The sequence below is a fragment of the Rahnella sp. NRRL B-41462 genome (assembly GCF_003263525.1).
Taxonomy (GTDB): domain Bacteria; phylum Pseudomonadota; class Gammaproteobacteria; order Enterobacterales; family Enterobacteriaceae; genus Rahnella; species Rahnella aceris.
On the sequence record NZ_JYDF01000117.1, the window covers coordinates 1 to 21268 of the forward strand.

Annotated in this window: 22 protein-coding genes, 2 tRNA genes and 1 other RNA gene; 13 read left to right on the forward strand and 12 right to left on the reverse strand. The window is 52.5% G+C overall.

The annotated features are described in order from the left end of the window. The 4 genes from modC to UC14_RS23045 form a co-directional block, all read right to left on the reverse strand. On the reverse strand, positions 1 to 703 hold a 703-nt coding region (gene modC, locus UC14_RS23030), incomplete at its 3' end, for a molybdenum ABC transporter ATP-binding protein (protein WP_112198506.1). 1 nt (position 704) lies between these two features. Further along, positions 705 to 1394, reverse strand: a complete 690-nt coding sequence (gene modB / locus UC14_RS23035; protein WP_013576403.1) for a molybdate ABC transporter permease subunit — start codon at positions 1392 to 1394, stop codon at positions 705 to 707. Between the two features lie 177 nt (positions 1395 to 1571). After that, a complete protein-coding gene (modA, locus tag UC14_RS23040) occupies positions 1572 to 2345 on the reverse strand; it encodes a molybdate ABC transporter substrate-binding protein (RefSeq protein ID WP_013576404.1) in 774 nt (257 codons plus the stop codon). A 196-nt stretch (positions 2346 to 2541) separates the two neighbouring features. Next, on the reverse strand, positions 2542 to 2697 hold the full coding sequence (locus UC14_RS23045; protein ID WP_013576405.1) for an AcrZ family multidrug efflux pump-associated protein: 156 nt from the start codon (positions 2695 to 2697) through the stop codon (positions 2542 to 2544). Between the two features lie 189 nt (positions 2698 to 2886). Between UC14_RS23045 and modE the strand changes: the two genes are divergently transcribed. Then, positions 2887 to 3669 carry a molybdenum-dependent transcriptional regulator gene (gene modE, locus UC14_RS23050; protein ID WP_015690240.1) on the forward strand — a complete coding sequence of 261 codons (783 nt, stop codon included), beginning with the start codon at positions 2887 to 2889 and terminating at the stop codon, positions 3667 to 3669. A 121-nt stretch (positions 3670 to 3790) separates the two neighbouring features. Next, positions 3791 to 5260 (forward strand): molybdate ABC transporter ATP-binding protein ModF, encoded by a 1470-nt coding sequence (gene modF / locus UC14_RS23055; protein ID WP_037037131.1) that lies wholly within the window; start codon positions 3791 to 3793, stop codon positions 5258 to 5260. Here modF and UC14_RS23060 read toward each other — a convergent pair. Beyond that, positions 5214 to 6044: a hypothetical protein gene (locus UC14_RS23060; RefSeq protein ID WP_112198507.1), complete on the reverse strand. Its 831-nt coding sequence runs from the start codon at positions 6042 to 6044 to the stop codon at positions 5214 to 5216. The genes modF and UC14_RS23060 overlap by 47 nt on opposite strands. 138 nt (positions 6045 to 6182) lie before the next feature. Between UC14_RS23060 and UC14_RS23065 the strand changes: the two genes are divergently transcribed. The 8 genes from UC14_RS23065 to UC14_RS23100 all read left to right on the forward strand — a co-directional run bounded on the left by UC14_RS23065 (position 6183) and on the right by UC14_RS23100 (position 14560). Continuing rightward, on the forward strand, positions 6183 to 7130 hold the full coding sequence (locus UC14_RS23065) for a LysR substrate-binding domain-containing protein (protein ID WP_112198508.1): 948 nt from the start codon (positions 6183 to 6185) through the stop codon (positions 7128 to 7130). Positions 7131 to 7330: 200 nt separating this feature from the next. Next, positions 7331 to 8347, forward strand: a complete 1017-nt coding sequence (gene galE, locus UC14_RS23070) for a UDP-glucose 4-epimerase GalE (RefSeq protein ID WP_112198509.1) — start codon at positions 7331 to 7333, stop codon at positions 8345 to 8347. Between the two features lie 19 nt (positions 8348 to 8366). After that, complete coding sequence (gene galT / locus UC14_RS23075) at positions 8367 to 9416, forward strand: galactose-1-phosphate uridylyltransferase (protein ID WP_112198510.1); 1050 nt, start codon at positions 8367 to 8369, stop codon at positions 9414 to 9416. Then, on the forward strand, positions 9416 to 10564 hold the full coding sequence (gene galK / locus UC14_RS23080) for a galactokinase (RefSeq protein WP_013576412.1): 1149 nt from the start codon (positions 9416 to 9418) through the stop codon (positions 10562 to 10564). The genes galT and galK overlap by 1 nt, the downstream gene beginning before the upstream one ends. Continuing rightward, positions 10558 to 11604: a galactose-1-epimerase gene (galM, locus tag UC14_RS23085; protein ID WP_112198511.1), complete on the forward strand. Its 1047-nt coding sequence runs from the start codon at positions 10558 to 10560 to the stop codon at positions 11602 to 11604. Before galK ends, galM begins: the two co-directional genes overlap by 7 nt. 151 nt (positions 11605 to 11755) lie before the next feature. Further along, positions 11756 to 12088, forward strand: coding sequence for a PsiF family protein (locus UC14_RS23090; RefSeq protein ID WP_037037122.1), 333 nt, complete (start codon positions 11756 to 11758; stop codon positions 12086 to 12088). Positions 12089 to 12295: 207 nt separating this feature from the next. Beyond that, positions 12296 to 13048: a 2,3-diphosphoglycerate-dependent phosphoglycerate mutase gene (gene gpmA, locus UC14_RS23095; RefSeq protein WP_013576415.1), complete on the forward strand. Its 753-nt coding sequence runs from the start codon at positions 12296 to 12298 to the stop codon at positions 13046 to 13048. A gap of 246 nt (positions 13049 to 13294) precedes the next feature. Then, positions 13295 to 14560 (forward strand): DUF1479 domain-containing protein, encoded by a 1266-nt coding sequence (locus tag UC14_RS23100; RefSeq protein ID WP_112198512.1) that lies wholly within the window; start codon positions 13295 to 13297, stop codon positions 14558 to 14560. A gap of 264 nt (positions 14561 to 14824) precedes the next feature. Here the strand turns inward: UC14_RS23100 and UC14_RS23105 are convergent, their stop codons facing one another. Beyond that, the gene (locus UC14_RS23105) at positions 14825 to 15148 is read right to left on the reverse strand and encodes a hypothetical protein (RefSeq protein ID WP_015690247.1); all 324 of its coding nucleotides are present in this window, start codon (positions 15146 to 15148) and stop codon (positions 14825 to 14827) included. Positions 15149 to 15285: 137 nt separating this feature from the next. Between UC14_RS23105 and UC14_RS23110 the strand changes: the two genes are divergently transcribed. Then, complete coding sequence (locus UC14_RS23110) at positions 15286 to 15759, forward strand: GNAT family N-acetyltransferase (RefSeq protein WP_015690248.1); 474 nt, start codon at positions 15286 to 15288, stop codon at positions 15757 to 15759. A 65-nt stretch (positions 15760 to 15824) separates the two neighbouring features. Here the strand turns inward: UC14_RS23110 and aroG are convergent, their stop codons facing one another. Beyond that, entirely contained in the window at positions 15825 to 16877 is a 1053-nt protein-coding gene (gene aroG / locus UC14_RS23115; protein ID WP_112151663.1) for a 3-deoxy-7-phosphoheptulonate synthase AroG, read from the reverse strand. A 203-nt stretch (positions 16878 to 17080) separates the two neighbouring features. On the opposite strand from aroG, the gene UC14_RS23120 reads away from it, so the two are divergent. Together UC14_RS23120 and zitB are read left to right on the forward strand one after the other, a co-directional pair. After that, the gene (locus UC14_RS23120; RefSeq protein ID WP_013576421.1) at positions 17081 to 17410 is read left to right on the forward strand and encodes a protein YbgS; all 330 of its coding nucleotides are present in this window, start codon (positions 17081 to 17083) and stop codon (positions 17408 to 17410) included. A gap of 126 nt (positions 17411 to 17536) precedes the next feature. Continuing rightward, the gene (zitB, locus tag UC14_RS23125; RefSeq protein WP_013576422.1) at positions 17537 to 18490 is read left to right on the forward strand and encodes a CDF family zinc transporter ZitB; all 954 of its coding nucleotides are present in this window, start codon (positions 17537 to 17539) and stop codon (positions 18488 to 18490) included. A 65-nt stretch (positions 18491 to 18555) separates the two neighbouring features. Here the strand turns inward: zitB and pnuC are convergent, their stop codons facing one another. From pnuC to UC14_RS23155, 5 genes are all read right to left on the reverse strand, one after another. Then, positions 18556 to 19278: a nicotinamide riboside transporter PnuC gene (gene pnuC, locus UC14_RS23130; protein ID WP_015690252.1), complete on the reverse strand. Its 723-nt coding sequence runs from the start codon at positions 19276 to 19278 to the stop codon at positions 18556 to 18558. Positions 19279 to 19336: 58 nt separating this feature from the next. Continuing rightward, a complete protein-coding gene (nadA, locus tag UC14_RS23135; protein ID WP_112198513.1) occupies positions 19337 to 20401 on the reverse strand; it encodes a quinolinate synthase NadA in 1065 nt (354 codons plus the stop codon). A gap of 306 nt (positions 20402 to 20707) precedes the next feature. Continuing rightward, positions 20708 to 20827: non-coding RNA, RtT sRNA (locus tag UC14_RS23145), on the reverse strand. A gap of 14 nt (positions 20828 to 20841) precedes the next feature. Next, a tRNA-Lys gene (locus UC14_RS23150) sits at positions 20842 to 20917 on the reverse strand. Between the two features lie 65 nt (positions 20918 to 20982). Next, positions 20983 to 21058, reverse strand: a tRNA-Lys gene (locus UC14_RS23155). Between the last annotated feature and the right edge of the window lie 210 nt (positions 21059 to 21268).

A 21268-nucleotide genomic window follows, 5' to 3' on the forward strand; every position in this document is an offset into this window, starting at 1 on the left:
GCACGCTGCTTTGCTCTTCTTTCGGCAGCCACGGCCGCATCACATTGCTCGCCCACACGTCTTCCAAAGTGCCCATGGCCAGCACTTTACCGCCGTCGAGCACCAGCACTTTTTCCGCCAGACGTAAAATCTCATCGAGGCTGTGCGTCACATACAAAATCGGAATGCTGACTTCCTGCGCCAGACGCTCCAGGTAAGGCATCAGTTCGCGTTTACGCGGGATATCGAGCGCGGCCAGCGGCTCATCCATCAGTAAAATTTCCGGTGCTGTCAGCAGCGCACGACCAATTGCCACGCGCTGTTTCTCGCCACCTGAAAGCGTGAGCGGGAAGCGGTCCAGTAAGGGGGCGATACCGAGCAACCGCACGATGTTATCGAACTGTCCGCGCATCGACGGCGCCATGCCGTATTGCAGATTGCCTTTCACACGGTAATGCGGGAACAGTCGCGCATCCTGAAAAACATAACCGACGCGGCGTTTTTCTGGCGGCAGGAAAATGTTGTTTTGCTTATCCGATAAGATGCGGCCGTTCAAGGTAATGCGGCCACTATCAGGTTGGGTCAGGCCGCCGATCGCATTAATCAGCGAGGTTTTTCCTGCGCCTGACAAACCAAAAATGGCCGTTATCCCCTGCGCCGGTAAGGTCTGCGATACCTGTAATTCCAGGCTGCCCAGCGTCTGGCTGAAATCGAGTTCAAGCATGTCAGCCTCCCAGCCGGATACGGCTGCGTTTTGCCAGCCAGTCAGAAATCAGCAATGCCGCCAGAGACAGCAGGATTGCCAGCACGCAGAGCCGTGCGGCAGCGCCTTCCGCGCCCGGCGTTTCAATCAGGGTATACATCGCCAGCGGAATGGTGCGGGTCTCACCCGGAATATTCGAGACGAAGGTGATCGTTGCACCAAACTCGCCCAGCGAACGGGCAAATGCCAGCACCACGCCGGCAATGACGCCCGGCACGGAAAGCGGCAGTGTGATGGTGAAAAAGACCCGCCACGGCGAAGCACCGAGCGTGCGGGCGGCGAGTTCAAGTTTGGGGTCAACCGCCTCCAGCGACTGGCGTATCGCCCGCACCATCAGCGGAAATGCCACCACCGCCGAGGCCAGCACTGCACCATGCCAGCTAAAACTGAAGCTGAAACCAAACCATTCGTACAGACGCTGGCCGATAAAGCCGCGTCGCCCCATCACCACCAGCAGCAAATAGCCAATCACCACCGGCGGTAATACCAGCGGCAAATGAATAATACTGTCGAGCAGGGACTTGCCGGGAAAGCGGCCGCGGGCGAGGACCCACGCCATCAGAATACCAAGCGGCAGACTGCAAACAACGGCCAGGCTCGATACTTTCAGACTAAGAAGTACCGCCTGCCACTCATATTCACTCAACATCATGTCGGTTTCTTAATCCTGAATTTATGTGTCGCAGAGATAAAATATCGGCAAAAATTTCGCAGGCTTTAATTTACGTCAAAGTATAGAGAATCACACACGGGGAAAGAAACCGGGATGGACAGATAAAGCCTCCTGGCGCAGCGCAGGCTTTATCTGTTTTCAGCAACAGCGATGAACTTAGCCGCGAGGCGTGAAACCGTATTTTTTGAAGATTGCAGCCGCTGCCGGGGTTTTCAGATAATCATAAAAACCGCTGACGGTGGCATTTTCGTGCCCTTTCACCATCGCCATCGGATACTCAACCGGCTTATGGCTGGAGGCAGGGAAAATACCGATCACTTTCACTTTTTTACTGGCGACGGCGTCAGAACCATAAACTATGCCCACTGGCGCTTCTTCGCGTTCAACCAGCGCCATGGCCGCACGGACGTCGCTGGCGCGCGCCAGTTTAGGTTCCAGCGTGGTCCAGGCCCCCAGTTTTTGCAGCGCTTCTTTGGCATAAATCCCGGCCGGGACATGATCAGGGTCACCCACCGCCAGGCGGCTGTCGCCCGTCAGTTTGGTCCATTCGGTTTTCTCAGAGATGTCGACTTTGTTGATTTTGCTGTTAGCCGCAGAAATCAGCACCAGTTCGTTGCCCAGCAACGTGTAACGGGTGTTATCGACCATCTGCTGCTTGCTGATGGCATAATCCATCCATTGCTGATCGGCAGAAATAAACAAATCTGCCGGCGCGCCCTGTTCAATCTGGCGGGCCAGTGTCGAAGATGAGGCGAAGGATGAGACCACCTGCACGCCTTTTTCTTTCTGGTATTGGGTGGCGATATCCTGCAAAGCATTGGTGAGTGATGCAGCGGCAAACACCGTGATTTTCTCTGCTGCCTGCGCCTGAACGCCAAGCCCTGCGACCAGAATGGTTGCGGTGAATACTTTACCCCATTGATATGTCATCGTTTTCCTTCGCCTTTATGAAGAGATATTTCGCTATGTAATCTTTAATATAGCGCGACGAAAAACGATGTCATTCATTTTTATGAGTCAGGGGGAGATAACCTATGTTTTTTTGATCTGAACTATAAAAAAGAAAACCCGGAAAAAAGAAAACCCGGCGCAAGGGCCGGGTTCCGGAAACAAACAGTCTCATTAATCAGTAATGAGGTTTCTCACGGGATTCTTTAGAGTGGCCCACGTGTGAAATGATGTTGAATACTTCGCCCAGTCCCCAGATCAAGCCCAGGATCACAGCGATGAAGACCGGCACCATGATGGCAGCGAAAATCAAACTTTCTAATAGTTCTAACATGATAGCCTCACTTAACTGGCTGAATCGCCCTGAGGCGATGTTGGACTTCGTACATGAAGTCAAAAACGAAAAATCAAACTGTTGCGGATAATAACAGCACGGGACGGTAATTACTTTAGCATTTAGCCAACTTGCCTGCCTGCAGGTTTAGCGGCGACAATAAGCCATGATTCTAACAAGGAAGCTGCGATGCAAGCCGAAATTCTCTTAACCCTTAAACTTCAGCAACGTTTGTTTGCCGATCCGCGCCGTATTGAATTACTGCGGCAGGTGCGCCACACCGGTTCAATCAGTCAGGGGGCTAAGCTCGCGAACATCAGTTACAAAAGCGCCTGGGATGCCATCAATGAAATGAATCAGCTTGCCGATCAGACGCTGGTCGATCGCAGCACCGGCGGGAAAGGCGGTGGCGGCGCAGTGCTGACACCTTACGGCGAGCGCCTGATCCAGCTTTATGAATTACTGGCGCAAATCCAGCAAAAAGCCTTCGACGTGCTAAAAGAAGATTCGCTCCCTCTCGACAGTTTGCTGGCGGCCATTTCACGCTTCTCCCTGCAAACCAGCGCGCGCAACCAGTTCTTCGGCAACGTGATTGAACGCGATAACAGCACCGTTCAGCAGCATATTGATGTCCTGCTGGCTGACGGCAAAACAAAAATCCGCGCCGCGATCACTGAACAAAGCGCAGACCGTCTGGCGTTAACGCCCGGCAAGGAAGTGCTGGTGCTGATCAAAGCGCCCTGGATCACCCTTGGCTTCACCGCAGAAAATCCGCATAACGCCTTGCAGGGCAGTGTCACCCACATCCAGCGCGGTGAAAACAACAGCGAAGTGCTGATGAAACTGCAAAGCAGTGAAATTCTGTGTGCGACGGTACCGAATGCCGAAGCCGATAAACTGGCTCTGAAAAACGGTCAGAGCGTTTACGCGCAGTTTGATGACGACAAAGTGATCCTGGCCACCCTGTGCTAAAAGCAGAATTTAATCAGTATCTTGCAAAATCAGCGTTTTCATTTTGCAGATTTGTCAATTGACTTGCGAAGGTGCAGCGCTTATCCCTTGTTTTATAATCATTTGAAAATGAGAGATTAAGATGTCGTCGTTACATATCTCGCAAGGCGTTTTCCGTCTCAGTGATACCCGAACCCTCACACTTTCTGATCTGAATATCCAGCAGGCCGACAGCTGGGCGTTTGTCGGCTCAAATGGCAGTGGAAAATCCGCACTGGCACGAGCGCTGGCAGGCGATTTAACCCTGCTGAAAGGTACCCGGGAAAACAATTTTCCGCATATTGTGCGTCTCTCATTCGAACAGTTGCAGAAGCTGGTGGCCGATGAATGGCAGCGTAACAACACCGACTTACTGAGCGAAGGTGAAGACGATACCGGCCGCACCACCGCTGAAATTATTCAGGATGAAGTGCGCGACCCTGCCCGCTGTGCTGCCCTTGCCGCGCAGTTTGGTATTGAGAAATTGCTCGACCGCCGCTTCAAATATTTATCCACCGGCGAAACGCGCAAGACACTGCTGTGTCAGGTGCTGATGCAAAAACCCGATTTGCTGGTGCTTGATGAGCCGTTCGATGGCCTCGACGTCAACGCCCGGGCGCAACTGGCACAGTTGCTGGAAACCTTGTCCGGCGAAGGTCAGACGATGGTGCTGGTGCTTAACCGCTTTGACGACATTCCTGCATTTGTGAAAAATGTCGGCGTTCTGGCTGACTGCACGCTGGCCTCGGTGGGTGCGCGCGAACAGGTGATGGCTGATGCGCTGGTCGCGCAACTGGCACACAGCGAAAGCCTGAACGGCATGGCTGTGCCGGAAGCAGAAGATCCGACAGCCCGCGTCAGTCCGCCTGCCGACAGCCCTTTGATCGTACTGCGTGACGGCGTGGTGCAGTACAACGACAAGCCGATCCTGCACAATCTGAGCTGGCAGGTCGATCACGGTCAGCACTGGCAGATCACCGGCCAGAACGGTGCCGGGAAATCCACCTTACTGAGCCTTATCACCGGCGATCACGCACAGGGCTACAGCAATGATCTGACGCTGTTCGGTCGCCGGCGTGGCAGCGGTGAAACCATCTGGGACATCAAACGCCATATCGGCTACGTCAGCAGCAGTCTGCATCTGGATTATCGCGTCAGCACCAGCGTGCGCAATGTCATTACTTCCGGCTTCTTCGATTCGATCGGCATTTATCAGGCGGTATCTGACCGGCAGAGATTGCTCACCTCGCAATGGCTGACACTGCTCGGACTGGACGGCGATGCCGGTGATAGCCCGTTCCACAGTTTATCCTGGGGACAACAGCGGCTGGCGCTCATCGCCCGCGCGCTGGTCAAGCATCCGGCGCTGTTAATTCTGGATGAACCTTTGCAGGGTCTGGATCCGATCAACCGCCAGCTGGTGCGCCGTTTTGTCGATATTCTGATCGGCGAAGGCGAAACCCAGTTGCTGTTTGTTTCGCATCATGCGGAAGATGCGCCGGAATGTATTACTCACCGGCTGAGCTTTATTCCTGATGGCGAAATCTACCGTTATCAGATTGACGCGCTGTAACGTTATTTTGCTTCGCCTTTGCGGGAACCATCAGCGCGGTCACGACACCAGCCAGCGCCAGTGCCGCCAGCAATGCAAATCCGTTTTCAATCCCCTGCTGGCCGGGGTTATTTCTCAGTAGCAGAATGAGCAGTGCCAGTATCACTATGGTACTGCTCACCCGAACCCAACCTCCCAGCAGGATTGCATAATGGTATTCGGCCCCGGTGAGCAGATCCCTTTCTGCCGCGGCGGCCTGGCGAACCATACCCGCCCCGAATCCGGTCAGTAACAATCCCGGCAGCAGCACCGGCCAGAACGAGGGTGTCATCGCCATCCCCTCCAGTCCGCCCGCCGCAATCATAAACCCCCACAGCAAGATGCGGGCAGATGTCATTCCCCGCCCGAGCTTTTCGCTGAGCGCTTTGCCCGGCAGCATCATCAGCAATAAGGGAACGAAGCTGAGAATAATGCCCGGTACACCCAATCCGTAAAGCTGATACATCGCCACCGCCAGCATGAACCACGTGGCATAAGTGACCGCCGTGACGAAAATACGCGTCCAGAGGCTTATCTGTAACAGCAACGACGACCGCAGATGGCGTGGCATTAGCGGTTCGGGGTGATAACGTTCGCTGATGATAAACATTACAAAAAAGAGTGCGGCAGCCCCCGCCAGCGAGTGGGACAGCGGTGTGTCCAGACCGTAAAAGGCGACGCTCAGCAGTGTCAGCGCCAGGTTCAGCACAAACAGCGTGCCCAGCGCAGAAGCCAGCAACGGCATGGGTAATTTTTTGGCGTTCATAGCAAGTTCCTTTATCAACATTCATCGGCTCAGCAGATGAATATGCTTCATCTTCATCGTGTTGATAAAAGAGCTTACACCGCCTATTTTAGCTAACTCAAAGTCATAGATTTCAGCAATGGATGAAAATAACTCATCATGAAGAAGATCCGTTTACCGCCGCTGGGTTCGCTCAAAGCGTTTGATGTCGTGGCGCAGCAAAGGAGTTTCAAACGCGCGGCAGAAGATATCGGCGTGACGGCCACCGCCATCAGCCATCAGATCCGTGTGCTTGAAGACGCACTGGGCACGGCGGTGTTTGAGCGCAGCGCCCGTGAGGTCAGGCTAACCGCTGCGGGGAAAATTCTGCGCCAGGCCACCCGGCAGGCATTTGCCGGATTACAGGCAGCCGTCGAAGAAATCCATCACGCCGGGTTGCCTGCGGCACTGACACTGACCACCACGTCCAATTTCCTGACGCACTGGCTGGTGCCACGGCTGGCGGACTTAAAAGCCGCTGCGCCCGAAATGGATTTACGCCTGCACACCGGCATTGAACTGGTGGATTTAACCCGTAATACCGTGGATGTGGCGATCCGTTACAGTGAATCCGCCAATGAAAGTCTCGATTCAACGTTGCTTTATCACGACACTTTTGTGCTGGTTGCCAGTCCTGCACTGGCGCTGAAAACGATGGAAGATCTGAAGGAAGTGACGTTGTTTCATGTGGAAAACCGTCATATTCCCCATCCTTCTCCCGACTGGGAAAACTGGAAAAAACACGTTGGTCCCGCGCAATTAAATACCGACAGCGGCCTGCGCTTTACAGATGAAACCCATGCCATTCAGGCGGCAATTGCCGGCCAGGGCGTGGCGATTGTCAGCAGTTTACTGGCCCATGACTTCATTGAAAAAGGCATTCTGACCACGCCATTCCCTCAATATCTTCCCGGCGCAAACTATTATCTGGTGACCGCAAAAGAGAAAGCACTGCGCGATGACATCGTGACGCTCCGCCGCTGGTTACTGGACAAAATGTCGGCATTTCCCCGGCTGGAGTCTGAAAATGAGCACGGAAAACTGATTCAGACAAAGCATAAATGTTAGTGTAAGCGATTACACAACCCATCCTTTCTGGATTGCTGCCGGCTGCAGAAGGCTTTCTGCATGGCACGCAGCACCTGTTGAGTCATGTTGAAAGGTGGTAAACTGTTTGTGTAAGCGATTCCATTTTATTGGGGATGGATCACCTTTTTCAGCCTTGCAGCGTGATATCGTTGCATCAAGATAATCATCGGGGAGCTCTTATGTACGTCTTAGTCACAGGTGGTAGCGGTTACATCGGTAGTCATACTTGCGTGCAACTGATTGATGCAGGCTTTACGCCAATCATTCTTGATAACCTTCATAACAGCAAAGTCAGCGTACTGGAACGCATCCACAGCCTGACCGGCAAAACGCCGCTGTTCTACGAAGGTGATATTCGCGACCGCACGCTTCTCGATAAAATTTTCAGTGAGCACCCTGTTCATTCCGTCATTCATTTCGCTGGCTGGAAAGCCGTGGGTGAATCGGTGGCAAAACCGCTGGCTTATTATGACAACAACGTCACCGGCACGCTGGTGCTGGTTGAAGCCATGCGTGAAGCTGGCGTTAAAAACCTGATTTTCAGCTCTTCAGCGACCGTGTATGGCGATCAGCCAAAAACGCCTTACGTTGAAGATTTCCCGACCGGCAATCCGTCCAGCCCGTACGGCCGCAGCAAACTGATGGTCGAGCAAATTCTGCAGGATGTGCAGCGTGCAGAACCTGAATGGAGCATTACGCTGCTGCGTTACTTCAACCCGGTCGGCGCGCATCCGTCTGGCCTGATGGGTGAAGATCCCCAGGGCGTGCCAAATAACCTGATGCCATTTATCGCGCAGGTAGCGGTAGGCCGTCGTGAGTCCGTGGCGATTTTCGGCAACGATTATCCGACCCCGGACGGCACCGGCGTGCGTGATTATATCCATGTGGTCGATCTTGCCGACGGCCATCTGGCGGCAATGAAAACCCTGCACAACAAAGCGGGCGTACATATTTATAACCTGGGCGCGGGCTTCGGCCACAGCGTGCTGGATGTGGTAAATGCCTTCAGCAAAGCCTGCGGCAAGCCCGTGAATTACAAGTTTGCACCGCGCCGTGAGGGCGACTTACCGGCTTACTGGGCGGATCCGACCAAAGCGGCGAAAGAGCTGAACTGGAAAGTCACCCGAACGCTTGAAGACATGGCCAACGATACCTGGCTATGGCAGTCGAAAAACCCGCAAGGCTACCCGGACTAAGGTGCACTAAGGAAAGTTTATGACCACGTTTAACCCGATTGATCACCCGCATCGTCGCTACAACCCGCTGACCGATCAGTGGGTGTTAGTCAGCCCGCACCGCGCAAAACGTCCGTGGCAAGGCCAGCAGGAAGCCGTTTCGCAGGAAACGCTGCCTGCGCATGACCCGGACTGTTTCCTGTGTCCGGGCAACACCCGTGTGACTGGCGATGTGAATCCGAAATACACCGGCACGTTTGTGTTTACCAATGATTATGCCGCGCTGATGCCGGATACCCCTTTTGCGCCGGAAAGCGACGATCCACTGATGCGCGTTCAGAGCGCACGCGGCACCAGCCGGGTGATCTGTTTCTCGCCGGATCACAGTAAAACGCTGCCACAACTGTCGGTTGAAGCCCTGACGGAGATCGTCAGAACCTGGCAGGAGCAAAGCGCGGATCTGGCAAAAACCTATCCATGGGTGCAGGTTTTCGAGAACAAAGGCGCGGCGATGGGATGCTCCAACCCGCATCCGCACGGTCAGATCTGGGCCAACAACTTCCTGCCTAACGAAGCCGAACGCGAAGATCGCCTGCAACGCACCTATCTTGAACAGCAAGGTTCGCCGATGCTGCTGGATTACGTGCAGCGCGAACTGGCCGATGGCAGCCGTACGGTGGTCGAAACCGAACACTGGCTGGCGGTGGTGCCTTACTGGGCAGCGTGGCCGTTCGAAACCTTGCTGTTGCCGAAAGTTCACGTCAAACGCATTACCGAACTGAGCGATGCACAACGCGGTGATCTGGCGCTGGCGCTGAAAAAGCTGACCAGCCGTTATGACAACCTGTTCCAGTGCTCTTTCCCGTATTCGATGGGCTGGCATGGCGCGCCATTTACCGAAGACGACAACGAACACTGGCAGTTGCACGCACATTTCTATCCGCCGTTGCTGCGTTCAGCCACGGTGCGCAAATTTATGGTCGGCTACGAAATGCTGGCTGAGACCCAACGCGACCTGACAGCGGAACAAGCCGCTGAGCGTCTGCGGGCGGTGAGTGATGTCCATTATCGTGAGGCCGGAGAAAAATAATGAAACTGAAGACCAAAACCCTGGAAATCTTTGCCGATAAATTCGGCTACCCTGCCACCATTACCATCAAAGCACCGGGCCGCGTAAATCTGATCGGCGAACATACCGATTACAACGACGGTTTCGTGCTGCCATGCGCCATCGATTATGAAACAGTGATTGCCTGTGCACAGCGTAATGACCGCACCATCCGCGTGATCGCCGCCGATTTCGATAACGACGAAGACAGCTTCTCGCTCGACGAGCCTATTTTGCACAGCGATGCGCACCCGTGGGCCAACTACGTGCGTGGCGTGGTGAAGCATCTGATGCTGCGTAACAAAGATTTCTCCGGCGCGGACATGGTGATCAGCGGCAATGTGCCACAGGGTGCAGGCCTGAGTTCATCCGCATCGCTGGAAGTGGCGGTCGGTCAGGCGCTGAAATCATTGTACGATCTGCCGCTGGACGGCGTTGCGCTGGCACTGAACGGTCAGGAAGCGGAGAACCAGTTTGTCGGCTGTAACTGCGGCATTATGGATCAGCTTATTTCTGCGCTGGGCAAAGAAAATCATTCACTGCTGATCGACTGTCGCTCGCTGGAAACCCGTGCAGTGTCCATGCCGAAAAACGCCGCGGTGGTCATTATCAACTCCAACGTGAAACGCGGTCTGGTGGACAGCGAATACAATGCCCGTCGCGAACAGTGCGAAGTGGCGGCACGCTTCTTTGGCGTAAAAGCGCTGCGTGACGTTGACCCTGCCCTGTTCTTCTCCATTCAGGATGAGCTGGATCCGGTCGTTGCCCGCCGTGCACGTCACGTCATCACAGAAAATGACCGTACGCTGGCAGCAGCTGATGCGCTGGCCAGTGGCGACCTGAAACGTATGGGCGAACTGATGGCAGAATCTCACGCCTCAATGCGTGATGATTTTGAAATCACCGTGCCGCAAATCGATAAGCTGGTGGAAATCGTTAAAGAAGTGATTGGCGATAAAGGCGGCGTGCGCATGACCGGCGGCGGCTTTGGCGGTTGCATCGTGGCGCTGGTGCCGGAAGACATGGTGGAGAAAGTCCGTCATGCCGTTGAACAGCAATATCACGCGCACAGCGGTCTGAAAGAAACCTTCTACGTTTGCACAGCTTCCCAAGGAGCAGGCATATGTTAAAACCTGAAAACACGCAGCTGGCGCCCGATGGCCAGCCGTTTGAACAGGTTACGCTACAGAATGCGGCAGGTGCCACCGCCACATTCATGGACTGGGGCGCGACCTGGTTATCCTTTACCCTGCCGCTGACGGATGGCTCCACGCGTGAACTGCTGCTGGGCTGCCAGTCGCCGCAGGAATACATGAACCAGAGCGCGTATCTGGGCGCGACCGTCGGACGTTACGCCAACCGTATCGCCCGCTCGCAGTTTGATATCGACGGCAAACCGCATCTGGTGGTCGCCAATCAGGGCGTGCATCAGCTTCACGGCGGGCCGGAAGGTTTCCATGCGCGTCGCTGGACTATTCTCGAACAGACCGCGCAGAAGCTGACGTTCCAGCTATTTTCGGCCGACGGCGATCAGGGTTATCCGGGCAACATGACGGCGAAAGTGCATTACCAGCTGACTGACGATAACCGTCTGGAAATCCGTTACGAAGCGACGGTTGATAAGCTATGCCCGGTCAATCTGACCAATCATGCCTATTTCAATCTCGACGGCGAAGGCACCGATGCGCGCCAGCACAAGCTGCAACTGTTTGCGGACCGTTTCCTGCCGGTCGACAGCGATGGCATTCCCTGTGCGGATCCGACCCCGGTTGAAAACACCGGCATGAATTTCAACGCAGCCAAAACGCTGGCGAAAGATTTCCTCACCGACCGCGACCAGCAACGCGTGAAAGGCTATGACCACGCCTATCTGCTCAACCGCACCTGCAACAGCGGCAGCAATCCGGCAGCGCATTTGTGGTCTGCCGACGGCAAAGTCAAAATGACAATGTTTACGTCTGCGCCCGCCGTGCAACTCTACAGCGGTAATTTCCTGGGCGGAACACCGAACCGCAGCGGCGGTGAATACGCCAGTTACAGCGGTGTCGCGCTGGAAAGCGAATTTCTGCCGGACAGCCCGAATCACGCCACCTGGCCGCAACCGAGCTGCTGGGTCAAACCGGGTCAGACGTATAAATCCTCGACGACGTATCAGTTCTTCGCGTTGTAATTCGTTCAGGACAGGGCTTCCAGGCTCTGTCCTTTTCCCAAACTTCTTCGAATTTGTGACTGACTGCGCATCTGCTTCCGCACTTTCTCAGCTAAACATCTAAACTCAGAGGGTGTCCTGCATAAAAGGACGTTTATTAAGGAGTTTTGATATGCGTTTACCTGTTGTGCTATCCCTGCTGGCAACGCTGTGCGCGGCGGGTTCCGCTCTGGCGGCGGACCCGGTGAAAGTCCCTTCTCCTGCTCAGACTGAGCAACGCCAAAAAATGACCGATTGTAATCAGCAGGCCACTACGCAGTCCCTGAAAGGGGATGAACGTAAAAAATTCATGAGCAATTGTCTGAAAGCAGAGGCTAAAACTGACGATAAAATGAATCCTCAGCAGATGAAAATGAAAACCTGTAATGCCGATGCCGCGAAGCAAAATCTGAAAGGCGATGCGCGTAAATCCTTCATGAGTACCTGCCTGAAAAAAGCCAGCTGATCACGCTGACCTGCTTGTACAAAACGCGCTGTCAGGGTGACCTTCTGCGCGTTTTGTTTTACATCGTCGCAGCAAATTCGTTATGTTTAATACAAACAGCGTCCCGCAAAGATTTCCTGAGGAAGTTTCAGATTGCTGAGTGGGATGCCCAGACCCTATAATGATAACTGTTATCATTGAAAATTGAGTTAACTGAGGAGTTTAGCTATGGCTGTAACCAAGCTGGTGCTGGTAAGACACGGTGAGAGTGAGTGGAACAAAGAAAACCGCTTTACCGGTTGGCATGATGTTGAACTGTCCGATAAGGGCCGCACCGAAGCAAAAGCTGCTGGTCAGCTGCTGAAAGACGAAGGCTTCCAATTCGATTTTGCATACACCTCTGTGCTGAAACGTGCCATCCACACACTGTGGAGCGTTTTGGACGAACTGAACCAGCCATGGCTGCCAGTTGAGAAATCCTGGAAACTGAACGAACGTCATTACGGTGCGTTGCAGGGTCTGGATAAAGCAGAAACTGCACAGAAATACGGTGACGAGCAAGTTAAACAATGGCGTCGTGGTTTTGCTGTGACGCCACCAGAACTGGATCGCGCTGACGAACGTTTCCCTGGCCACGACCCACGTTACGCTAAACTGACTGCGGCAGAACTGCCAACGACAGAAAGCCTGGCGCTGACCATCGAACGCGTCATCCCTTACTGGACTGAAGTGATCAAACCACGCATCGCCAGCGGCGAGCGAGTCATCATCGCGGCACACGGTAATTCCCTGCGCGCACTGGTTAAATATCTCGACGACCTGAGCGAAGAAGAAATTCTGGAACTGAACATCCCTACCGGTGTTCCACTGGTTTACGAGTTTGACGAAAACTACAAACCAATCAAACGTTACTATCTGGGTAATGCCGACGAAATCGCAGCGAAAGCAGCGGCCGTAGCAAACCAGGGTAAAGCGAAGTAATTTCACGTTTTCTTCTGCGTTAAGCAGGAAGATTGGCAAGGCACGCACACGCGTGCCTTTTTTGTTTTCTGAATCCGACACTCCCCCGCCCTTATCCGGATTTCCGGTAAATCCTCCCTGTTGTGAAAATCGTGATCCAACGCCGGCTTTTCAGATAACAGTTTTGCTACATTCATTTAAAATTTCGAATGAAAGTAATTTAATATTCGTACGAAATAATCATTTCAGCAACCTGCCGGAGGTTTTATGGATAACAGATTTACGTCAACGACATTACCTGTTGATTATAAAAAGAATATTATCGAGATGAAAAAACAACTCCGCGCACAGATTAGCGATGTTGAAGGACTCTTCCGTCAGGTATGCGAAAAAATTGAAACGGAGATCGCCGCAGCACGGGCGGAGGAGGCAGCGAACGGGACTGCATGGCCACAAATCAGCTGGGCAGCGCTGGCGGAAGGCCGGGTTTCTGATGCGCAAATTGCTCAGGTGAAACGCCGCGGCTGTCTGGTGGTCCGTCAGACATTTGACCGCGATGACGCGCTGGCGATGGATAAATCCATGCTGCATTACCTCGATGCCAACCATTTCGATGAGGTCTACCGCGGGCCGGGTGATAACTTCTTCGGATCGCTGGAAGCTTCCCGGCCTGAAACTTATCCGATCTACTGGTCTCACGCGCAAATGGAAGCCAGACAGAGCCAGGAAATCGGCACGGTTCAGTCATTTTTAAACCGTCTCTGGAAGTTCGGGGACCATCAGGGCGCATGGTTTAATCCTGACGTAAATATTATCTATCCGGACAGGATCCGCAGGCGTCTTCCGGGCACCACTTCTAAGGGGCTGGGCGCGCATACCGATTCCGGCGCGTTAGAACGCTGGCTGTTACCGGCGTATCAGAAAGTCTTCCGCAAGATTTTCACCAACCGTTTTGAGGAATACGATCCATGGGATGCGGCTTTCAGACCCGACGTCAATGAATACGATGTGGAAAACACGACGAAATGCTCAGCGTTCCGGACATTCCAGGGCTGGACTGCGCTATCTGATATGCAAACCGGACAGGGCTTGCTGCACGTCGTTCCGGTGCCTGAGGCGATGGCGTATGTGCTGCTGCGTCCGCTGCTTGATGATGTGCCGGAAGATGAACTCTGTGGCGTTGCGCCTGGCCGCGTTTTACCTGTTTCAGAAAAATGGCATCCGCATCTGATTAAAGGCCTGTGCAGTATTCCGGAACTTCAGGCGGGCGACTCGGTATGGTGGCATTGTGACGTCATTCATTCCGTCGCGCCGGTTGAAGATCAGCAAGGATGGGGAAATGTGATGTACATTCCAGCCGCGCCGCTGTGCGAAAAGAATGTCGCTTATGCCCGTAAGGTACACGAAGCGCTGAAGACAGGCGCTTCACCAGTGGATTTCCCCCGCGAAAACTATGAAGCAAACTGGACAGGCCGATTCCTTGAACGAGATCTCAACGCTAACGGACGGCTGGGCGTAGGGCTGAAGAAGTAACTCCGCGGCTACGTTTTCAGTAATGCATAAAACAATAAGCCCCGATAATTAACCGGGGCTTTGACTTTCTCATCAGGCAAAATCAGAAACACGTTAGCACTGAAAATAACGTTGTATTAATTGCGCAAGGAAAGCCATAAACAAGCCAAACCACAAGATTTTGATAAACCAGCGAGCGTACCGCCAGAGATAACGTTCCCTTTCATTAGCTTTGTGAATGGCTTTATCCAGTTCGTCTTCTGTCATCATCCTGCTCTTGCTTTATCAGGTATTTGAATCTTCTACTATCCTGATATTCATCCGTTTAATACGTGAGTAAATCCACAATCCCAGGCAAATAAATGTTCCAAAGAATAGCGTGAACACTTGTGACATTAAGCAGGCAAGGACCGGCGCGGTGATAAACGCTGTAATGCCATAGACGTATTCGCCATTCAGTAAAATCACGTCATACCCAAAAGCCCCCATAATTCCCATCAGCAAACCCACAGGTAAGGCTGCAAACAGCATGCCGACAGACACCAATTTATAGACAGTCCCGGCGGTGATTTTTCGGATTTCTATTGTTCTTATCTGTACTGCGTTCATCTCTCATCCCTGTCCGTTTTTATTGTTAGCAAAAGATAATGTTACACCTCGCGGTGAAAAAATAAACTTCATATTCAACACATTGAGCGATGAATTCATGTAAGTTATTTCTGAACGCCATCAAAAAGGAGATAACAATGCCCGTCAGACTCGCCTGCCCCGATGAAGCGGAAATACTCTGGGAAATCAGAAATCAGGCTATCCGCCACGGATGTAAAAATACCTATGGCGCAGACATTGTGATGGCGTGGACGCCCGAACAGATGCCTGCCGGATATCGCAAAGCTATTGCGGAGAATCCTTTTTTTGTCGCACAGGTGCACGGGCTGGAGACACCGGCGGCAACAGGTTTTCTCGATCTGAAAAATGGCAGTGTTGAAGCGATTTTTACGTTGCCGGAATTCGAAGGCAAAGGTCTCGCCACGCAAATTCTTGCTGCCATAAAAGCGGAAGCCAAATCGCGGGGATTCACAGCACTTACGCTGGCTTCCACACCGAATGCTTTTGAATTTTATAAGAGGAACGGTTTCAGTCTGGTAAAAGAGAGTCTTTACCGCTCTGAGATGGCGAATGCTGATTTGCGTTGTATGGATATGAAATGCACGCTCTGAACATATTCAGGTAATAAAAAGCCCCGCAAAAGCGGGGCTCAGAAAGATATGCTGGCGTTAAAGAATTATCCGCGACGCGCTTTAACGGCGTTCGCGAGATTACGCAGCAGCACTTCGGTATCTTCCCAGCCGATGCAGGCATCGGTCACGCTCTGGCCGTAAACCAGTGGCTCGCCGCTGTCGAGGCTCTGATTCCCTTCGACCAGATGACTTTCGACCATCACGCCCATCACCGCCTGTTCGCCACCCGCAATCTGACCACAAACGTCTTCACACACTTCCATCTGCTTTTTGAATTGCTTACTGCTGTTGGCGTGGCTGAAATCGATCATAATACGGGCTGGCAGTCCGCCTTTTTTCAGGCCTTCTTTCACTTCCTGCACATCCTGAGCACTGTAGTTTGGCTTTTTGCCGCCGCGCAGAATGATATGGCAGTCGTTGTTCCCGCTGGTGTTCACGATAGCGGAGTGACCCCATTTGGTGACAGACAGGAAGCAATGCGGCGCGCCAGCCGCGTTGATGGCGTCGATCGCCACTTTAATGGTACCGTCGGTGCCGTTTTTGAAACCAACCGGGCAAGATAAGCCGGAGGACAACTCACGGTGTACCTGAGATTCCGTGGTACGTGCGCCGATGGCACCCCAGCTCATTAAATCCGCCAGATATTGTGGCGTAATCATGTCCAGGAACTCGCCCGCCGCTGGCAGACCGCTGTCATTAATATCCAGTAACAGTTTGCGGGCAATGCGCAAACCGTCGTTAATCTGGTAGCTGTTATTCATGTGCGGATCATTAATGAGCCCTTTCCAGCCCACCGTAGTGCGCGGTTTTTCAAAATAAACACGCATCACCACTTCCAGCTCACCTTGCAGCTCTTCACGCATTTTCAGCAAACGGGCAGCGTATTCTTTCGCGGCTTTTGGATCGTTAATGGAGCACGGCCCGATGACGACAAGAAGGCGATCATCGTTTCCTTTCAGTATCTTATGAATGGCATTGCGAGCCTGAGAAACTGTTTTTGCCGCTTTGTCAGTGGCGGGAAATTTTTCGAGCAGGGCAACCGGAGGTAAAAGTTCTTTGATTTCTTTAATGCGTAAATCGTCGTTTTGATAATTCATAACTGTTCCATTCGGGTGTTCATAAGAGACAAAGCGAAACGCTGACCGCGTTCAATCTAGCCGTATTGAATGTCAGTGTAAACCTGCTTTTACACTTACGATTCGTCTCATTTTGATTTAGGACATAATTTATTTAGCTAGGCTTTTATCAGGCACATGAAAAACGACCATGGACCTTTAACGAAACAATGGAGATGAACATTATGAAAAAGCTCGCAATCATGTTACTGACCGCAACCATGGCGCTGACCACCGGCGCTGCTTATGCTGCCGGCGAATCCTCAGCCAGCGATAACAATGGCCAGGCAAATCAGTCCGGCTCGCCGGGTTCAATTCAGAAAATTGCGCCAAAAAGTGTGAGCAACGATCAGATCAACAATACCAGTAAACCTGTGAATGAAGTGAATACCAAAACGGATACCACTACGCATCACATGAGCAAAGACAAACAGCATAAGAAAACCATGTGCAAAGATGGCCGTTGTCCGAATCAGACCCCGGGCACAACACCGTCGAAAGAAACCGGTAACTAATCCCGTCACGGTTGTTCACACAGGAGGAACTTTGTTTCCTCCTTCTTCCTTAACTTGCCCTTCTTGCAACACGTTATGATTACGCTATTGTGATTGTCTCGGTTCATCATTTTTGTGAATATAATTATGTCTTCTTCCCTGTTACCACAGGACAAAAACAGTCGCCGTTTGTTGCTGGCTTTCCTCGTTACTGTGATTTTCATGGTGGCCGAAGTGATTGGCGGGCTGGTCTCCGGCTCTCTGGCGCTTCTGGCCGATGCAGGACACATGCTGACTGACGCCGCCGCGCTGCTTGTCGCATTGCTTGCCGTACGCTTTGCTAAACGTAAGCCGAATACCCGCCATACTTTTGGCTATTTGCGCCTGACGACCATGGCGGCCTTCGTCAATGCCGCTGCGCTGCTGGTGATTGTCGTTCTGATTGTCTGGGAAGCCATCGCGCGATTCTTTAATCCACAGCCGGTGATGGGCACCACTATGCTGGTGATCGCCATCGCTGGCCTGTTTGCCAATATTCTGGCCTTCTGGCTGCTGCATCAGGGCCAGGAAAAAGCCAACATTAATGTGCGTGCCGCCGCGCTGCATGTTCTGGGTGATTTGCTGGGGTCAATTGGGGCGGTCGCTGCGGCGCTGATCATCATGTATACCGGCTGGACACCTGTGGACCCGATTTTATCAGTGCTGGTTTCCTGCCTGGTGTTAAACAATGCCTGGCGGTTGCTGCGGGAGAGTTTCCATGAGTTGCTGGAAGGCACACCGGAAGAGATCGATATCAATAAACTGCGCCGGGATTTATCCCTGAGTATCCCGGAGGTGCGCAACGTGCATCACGTTCACGTCTGGCAGATTGGTGAACAGCGTCTGATGACCGTGCACGTGCAGGTTGTTCCACCGCACGATCACGACGCGCTGCTTTACCGCATTCAGCACCATTTACTGGAAAAATGCCGCATCGGCCATGCCACGATACAGATGGAATATGGCCAGTGTGAAGCACCGGATTGTGAGATGAATGAAATTCCGGTGACCAGCGCCGGGCACGATCATCATGGTCATAGCCATGCACATCATCACCACTGATTCCTCAGGTCAGAACGAGAAAGCAAAACGCCTCCGTTATGGAGGCGTTTTTTATGGTCGCAAAATCAGGCCGGTTGCAAAGGCTGAGAACCGTTTTGCTTTGCACTTTTGATCCACAGCCACGAACCGTTCAGTGCAATCAGCGTCAGCAGCACGTATTCAAGCGCCATCGCATAAACGCCCTGATAAGCGAAAATCGCGACGCTGATGACATCAATGATGACCCACAGCAGCCAGTTCTCGACATATTTTCGGGTCATCAGCAGCATTGCCACAATCGACAACACCATCATTGACGAATCCCAGAACGGGAAGGCATCAGGTTGCAGTTCAGGCATCTGCACATTCAGCCCAAGCGCCTGCATCAGATTCACCGCCACTAGCGTCAGGGTGGCAAAAACGCGGTCAATGTTGAAGGTCATCAGCAGAATGCCTGCGACGCACACTACGCCCCATATCAGCGCTTTGCCACGCGGCAACCAGCGGATCTGCAACTCAGCTTCCTGATCGGCTGTCTGACGACTCCAGGCATACCAGCCGTAGATATTCGCGGCAAAGAAGAAAATCTGCAGCAGCAGGCTGGCGTAAAGCTGGATCTGGAAAAAGATGATCGCAAACAATGTGACGTTGATCAGACCGAACGGATAGTTGATCAGCTTTTCTTTGCTGGCGTACCAGATGCAGAGCAATCCAAAAAGGGTGCCTACAGCTTCAATCCACGACAGGTCATATCCGCCCTTTCCAAGCGGTATATGAACCAGAATATTGCTGGTACTGAAAAAATCCATCATCACATCCTTTTCCTTTTATTGTCAGTCACAAGACATTATCAGTCACAAAAAATGCTTACAGCGCTTTAGCCTGCGTCCGTAATCTAAGTTGGGCAGCAAAATCCAGCATGCGATTCAGGGGGATCAGTGATTTCACACGCAGCGCTTCGTCAACCTCGATAGCATGTTCCGTGCCGCCGTGTTCCAGACCTTCAGCAATGGCTTTAAGGCCATTCATCGCCATCCACGGACAATGTGCGCAGGTACGGCAACTTGCGCCCTCACCCGCCGTCGGCGCTTCAAACAATTCTTTGTCCGGGCACGCCTGCTGCATTTTGTAAAAAATACCACGGTCAGTGGCGACGATCAGTTGCTTCTGAGGCAACGTTTTTGCCGCCTGAATAAGCTGACTGGTAGAACCGACCGCATCAGCCATATCAACGATCGCCTGAGGAGACTCCGGATGCACCAGAACAGCGGCGTTCGGATACAAGCCTTTCATTCGGGTCAGGGCCTGTGTTTTAAACTCGTCATGGACGATACAGGCGCCCTGCCAGCACAAGACGTCTGCCCCCGTCTGCTTACGGACGTAATTTCCGAGGTGCCGGTCAGGTGCCCAGATTATTTTTTCACCCAGACTATCGAGATGTTCAATCAGCTCAACCGCAATGCTTGAGGTCACGACCCAGTCGGCTCTGGCTTTTACTGCTGCTGAGGTATTAGCGTAGACCACAACGGTGCGGTCGGGGTGCTGGTCGCAAAAATCTGAGAAAGCTTGCTCCGGGCAGCCCAGATCCAAAGAACATTCAGCGTTGAGGGTTGGCATCAGCACGGTTTTTTCCGGGCTGAGGATTTTGGCCGTTTCTCCCATGAAGCGCACACCCGCGACAAGCAGGGTCGAAGCAGGATGCTGGCTGCCAAAACGCGCCATCTCTAAAGAATCCGCGACAATACCACCGGTTTCTTCAGCGAGCGCCTGAATTTCAGGATCGGTGTAATAATGCGCCACCATCACGGCATCACGTTCCTTCAGCAGTTTTCTGATCTTCTCTTTATAGAAGGTCTTTTCATCTGCAGTCAGCACGGCGGGTTTCGGAGGGAAAGGATAAACCGTCGCATTCAGATCCAATGTTTCGCTCATACTCGTTATCTCATTCAGTCAGGCAACTTGCCCGGATAGCCATAAGCCACAACAGATCCCACCCGGGAATCCTTAGTTTTGTATGCTAAACAAAATACCGCAAAAAGCAGGGAAAGTCGTCCAAATAATAGACGCAGGGCTTAAAATGTTTACTGGACTTAAAAGAGTCTCGAATGAGACACGCAACGGGGGAACAAAAAGCGAAGACTTAAGAAAAAATGAGGTCTTTTGGGACTCACATGCGAAAAAAGCGCCAAAAGGCGCTTTTCTCTGAATTCTGCAATTTAGATGGCTTCACTAAAAAAGTGGTGGGCCGTGCTGGATTGACTCGGTTTCACCTCGCCCTGCGGGCAACGCTTGCGCGTTGTCGTCTCGCTTCGCTCGGCTCGAACTTGTGGTTCTCATCCTGCACTGCTTCACTACATTTTCCACTTTGAAAGTGGTGGGCCGTGCTGGATTCGAACCAGCGACCAATTGATTAAAAGTCAACTGCTCTACCAACTGAGCTAACGGCCCATCTAAATGCTGCGTACTACTTTAATTTTGGCTTTCAAAATCTTCAGGAGATTCCACGTTAAAAGTGGTGGGCCGTGCTGGATTCGAACCAGCGACCAATTGATTAAAAGTCAACTGCTCTACCAACTGAGCTAACGGCCCATCTAAACCTGCTGCATATTGCCTAAATCTCTGACAGCGTTAGCCGTTTGGAGTTGTCTGGGCAACGGCGGCATATATTACTTATTTAACTTTTCAGTGCAACTTTTAATTTTCAGAAAGAGTTGCTAACTGATGGTGTTTCACACACTCAAGCCCAGAAAATGCACGATATGTACATTTTCCGGACCTGAACGAGGAACTATTTTGCAG

Excerpts from the sequence above, each read along its gene's own strand:
- modB (WP_013576403.1), bottom strand. The coding sequence starts at position 1,394 with ATGATGTTGAGTGAATATGAGTGGCAGGCGGTACTTCTTAGTCTGAAA.
- modA (WP_013576404.1), bottom strand. The coding sequence starts at position 2,345 with ATGACATATCAATGGGGTAAAGTATTCACCGCAACCATTCTGGTCGCA.
- UC14_RS23045 (WP_013576405.1), bottom strand. The coding sequence starts at position 2,697 with ATGTTAGAACTATTAGAAAGTTTGATTTTCGCTGCCATCATGGTGCCG.
- modE (WP_015690240.1), top strand. The coding sequence starts at position 2,887 with ATGCAAGCCGAAATTCTCTTAACCCTTAAACTTCAGCAACGTTTGTTT.
- modF (WP_037037131.1), top strand. The coding sequence starts at position 3,791 with ATGTCGTCGTTACATATCTCGCAAGGCGTTTTCCGTCTCAGTGATACC.
- UC14_RS23060 (WP_112198507.1), bottom strand. The coding sequence starts at position 6,044 with ATGAACGCCAAAAAATTACCCATGCCGTTGCTGGCTTCTGCGCTGGGC.
- UC14_RS23065 (WP_112198508.1), top strand. The coding sequence starts at position 6,183 with ATGAAGAAGATCCGTTTACCGCCGCTGGGTTCGCTCAAAGCGTTTGAT.
- galE (WP_112198509.1), top strand. The coding sequence starts at position 7,331 with ATGTACGTCTTAGTCACAGGTGGTAGCGGTTACATCGGTAGTCATACT.
- galT (WP_112198510.1), top strand. The coding sequence starts at position 8,367 with ATGACCACGTTTAACCCGATTGATCACCCGCATCGTCGCTACAACCCG.
- galK (WP_013576412.1), top strand. The coding sequence starts at position 9,416 with ATGAAACTGAAGACCAAAACCCTGGAAATCTTTGCCGATAAATTCGGC.
- galM (WP_112198511.1), top strand. The coding sequence starts at position 10,558 with ATGTTAAAACCTGAAAACACGCAGCTGGCGCCCGATGGCCAGCCGTTT.
- UC14_RS23090 (WP_037037122.1), top strand. The coding sequence starts at position 11,756 with ATGCGTTTACCTGTTGTGCTATCCCTGCTGGCAACGCTGTGCGCGGCG.
- gpmA (WP_013576415.1), top strand. The coding sequence starts at position 12,296 with ATGGCTGTAACCAAGCTGGTGCTGGTAAGACACGGTGAGAGTGAGTGG.
- UC14_RS23100 (WP_112198512.1), top strand. The coding sequence starts at position 13,295 with ATGGATAACAGATTTACGTCAACGACATTACCTGTTGATTATAAAAAG.
- UC14_RS23105 (WP_015690247.1), bottom strand. The coding sequence starts at position 15,148 with ATGAACGCAGTACAGATAAGAACAATAGAAATCCGAAAAATCACCGCC.
- UC14_RS23110 (WP_015690248.1), top strand. The coding sequence starts at position 15,286 with ATGCCCGTCAGACTCGCCTGCCCCGATGAAGCGGAAATACTCTGGGAA.
- aroG (WP_112151663.1), bottom strand. The coding sequence starts at position 16,877 with ATGAATTATCAAAACGACGATTTACGCATTAAAGAAATCAAAGAACTT.
- UC14_RS23120 (WP_013576421.1), top strand. The coding sequence starts at position 17,081 with ATGAAAAAGCTCGCAATCATGTTACTGACCGCAACCATGGCGCTGACC.
- zitB (WP_013576422.1), top strand. The coding sequence starts at position 17,537 with ATGTCTTCTTCCCTGTTACCACAGGACAAAAACAGTCGCCGTTTGTTG.
- pnuC (WP_015690252.1), bottom strand. The coding sequence starts at position 19,278 with ATGGATTTTTTCAGTACCAGCAATATTCTGGTTCATATACCGCTTGGA.
- nadA (WP_112198513.1), bottom strand. The coding sequence starts at position 20,401 with ATGAGCGAAACATTGGATCTGAATGCGACGGTTTATCCTTTCCCTCCG.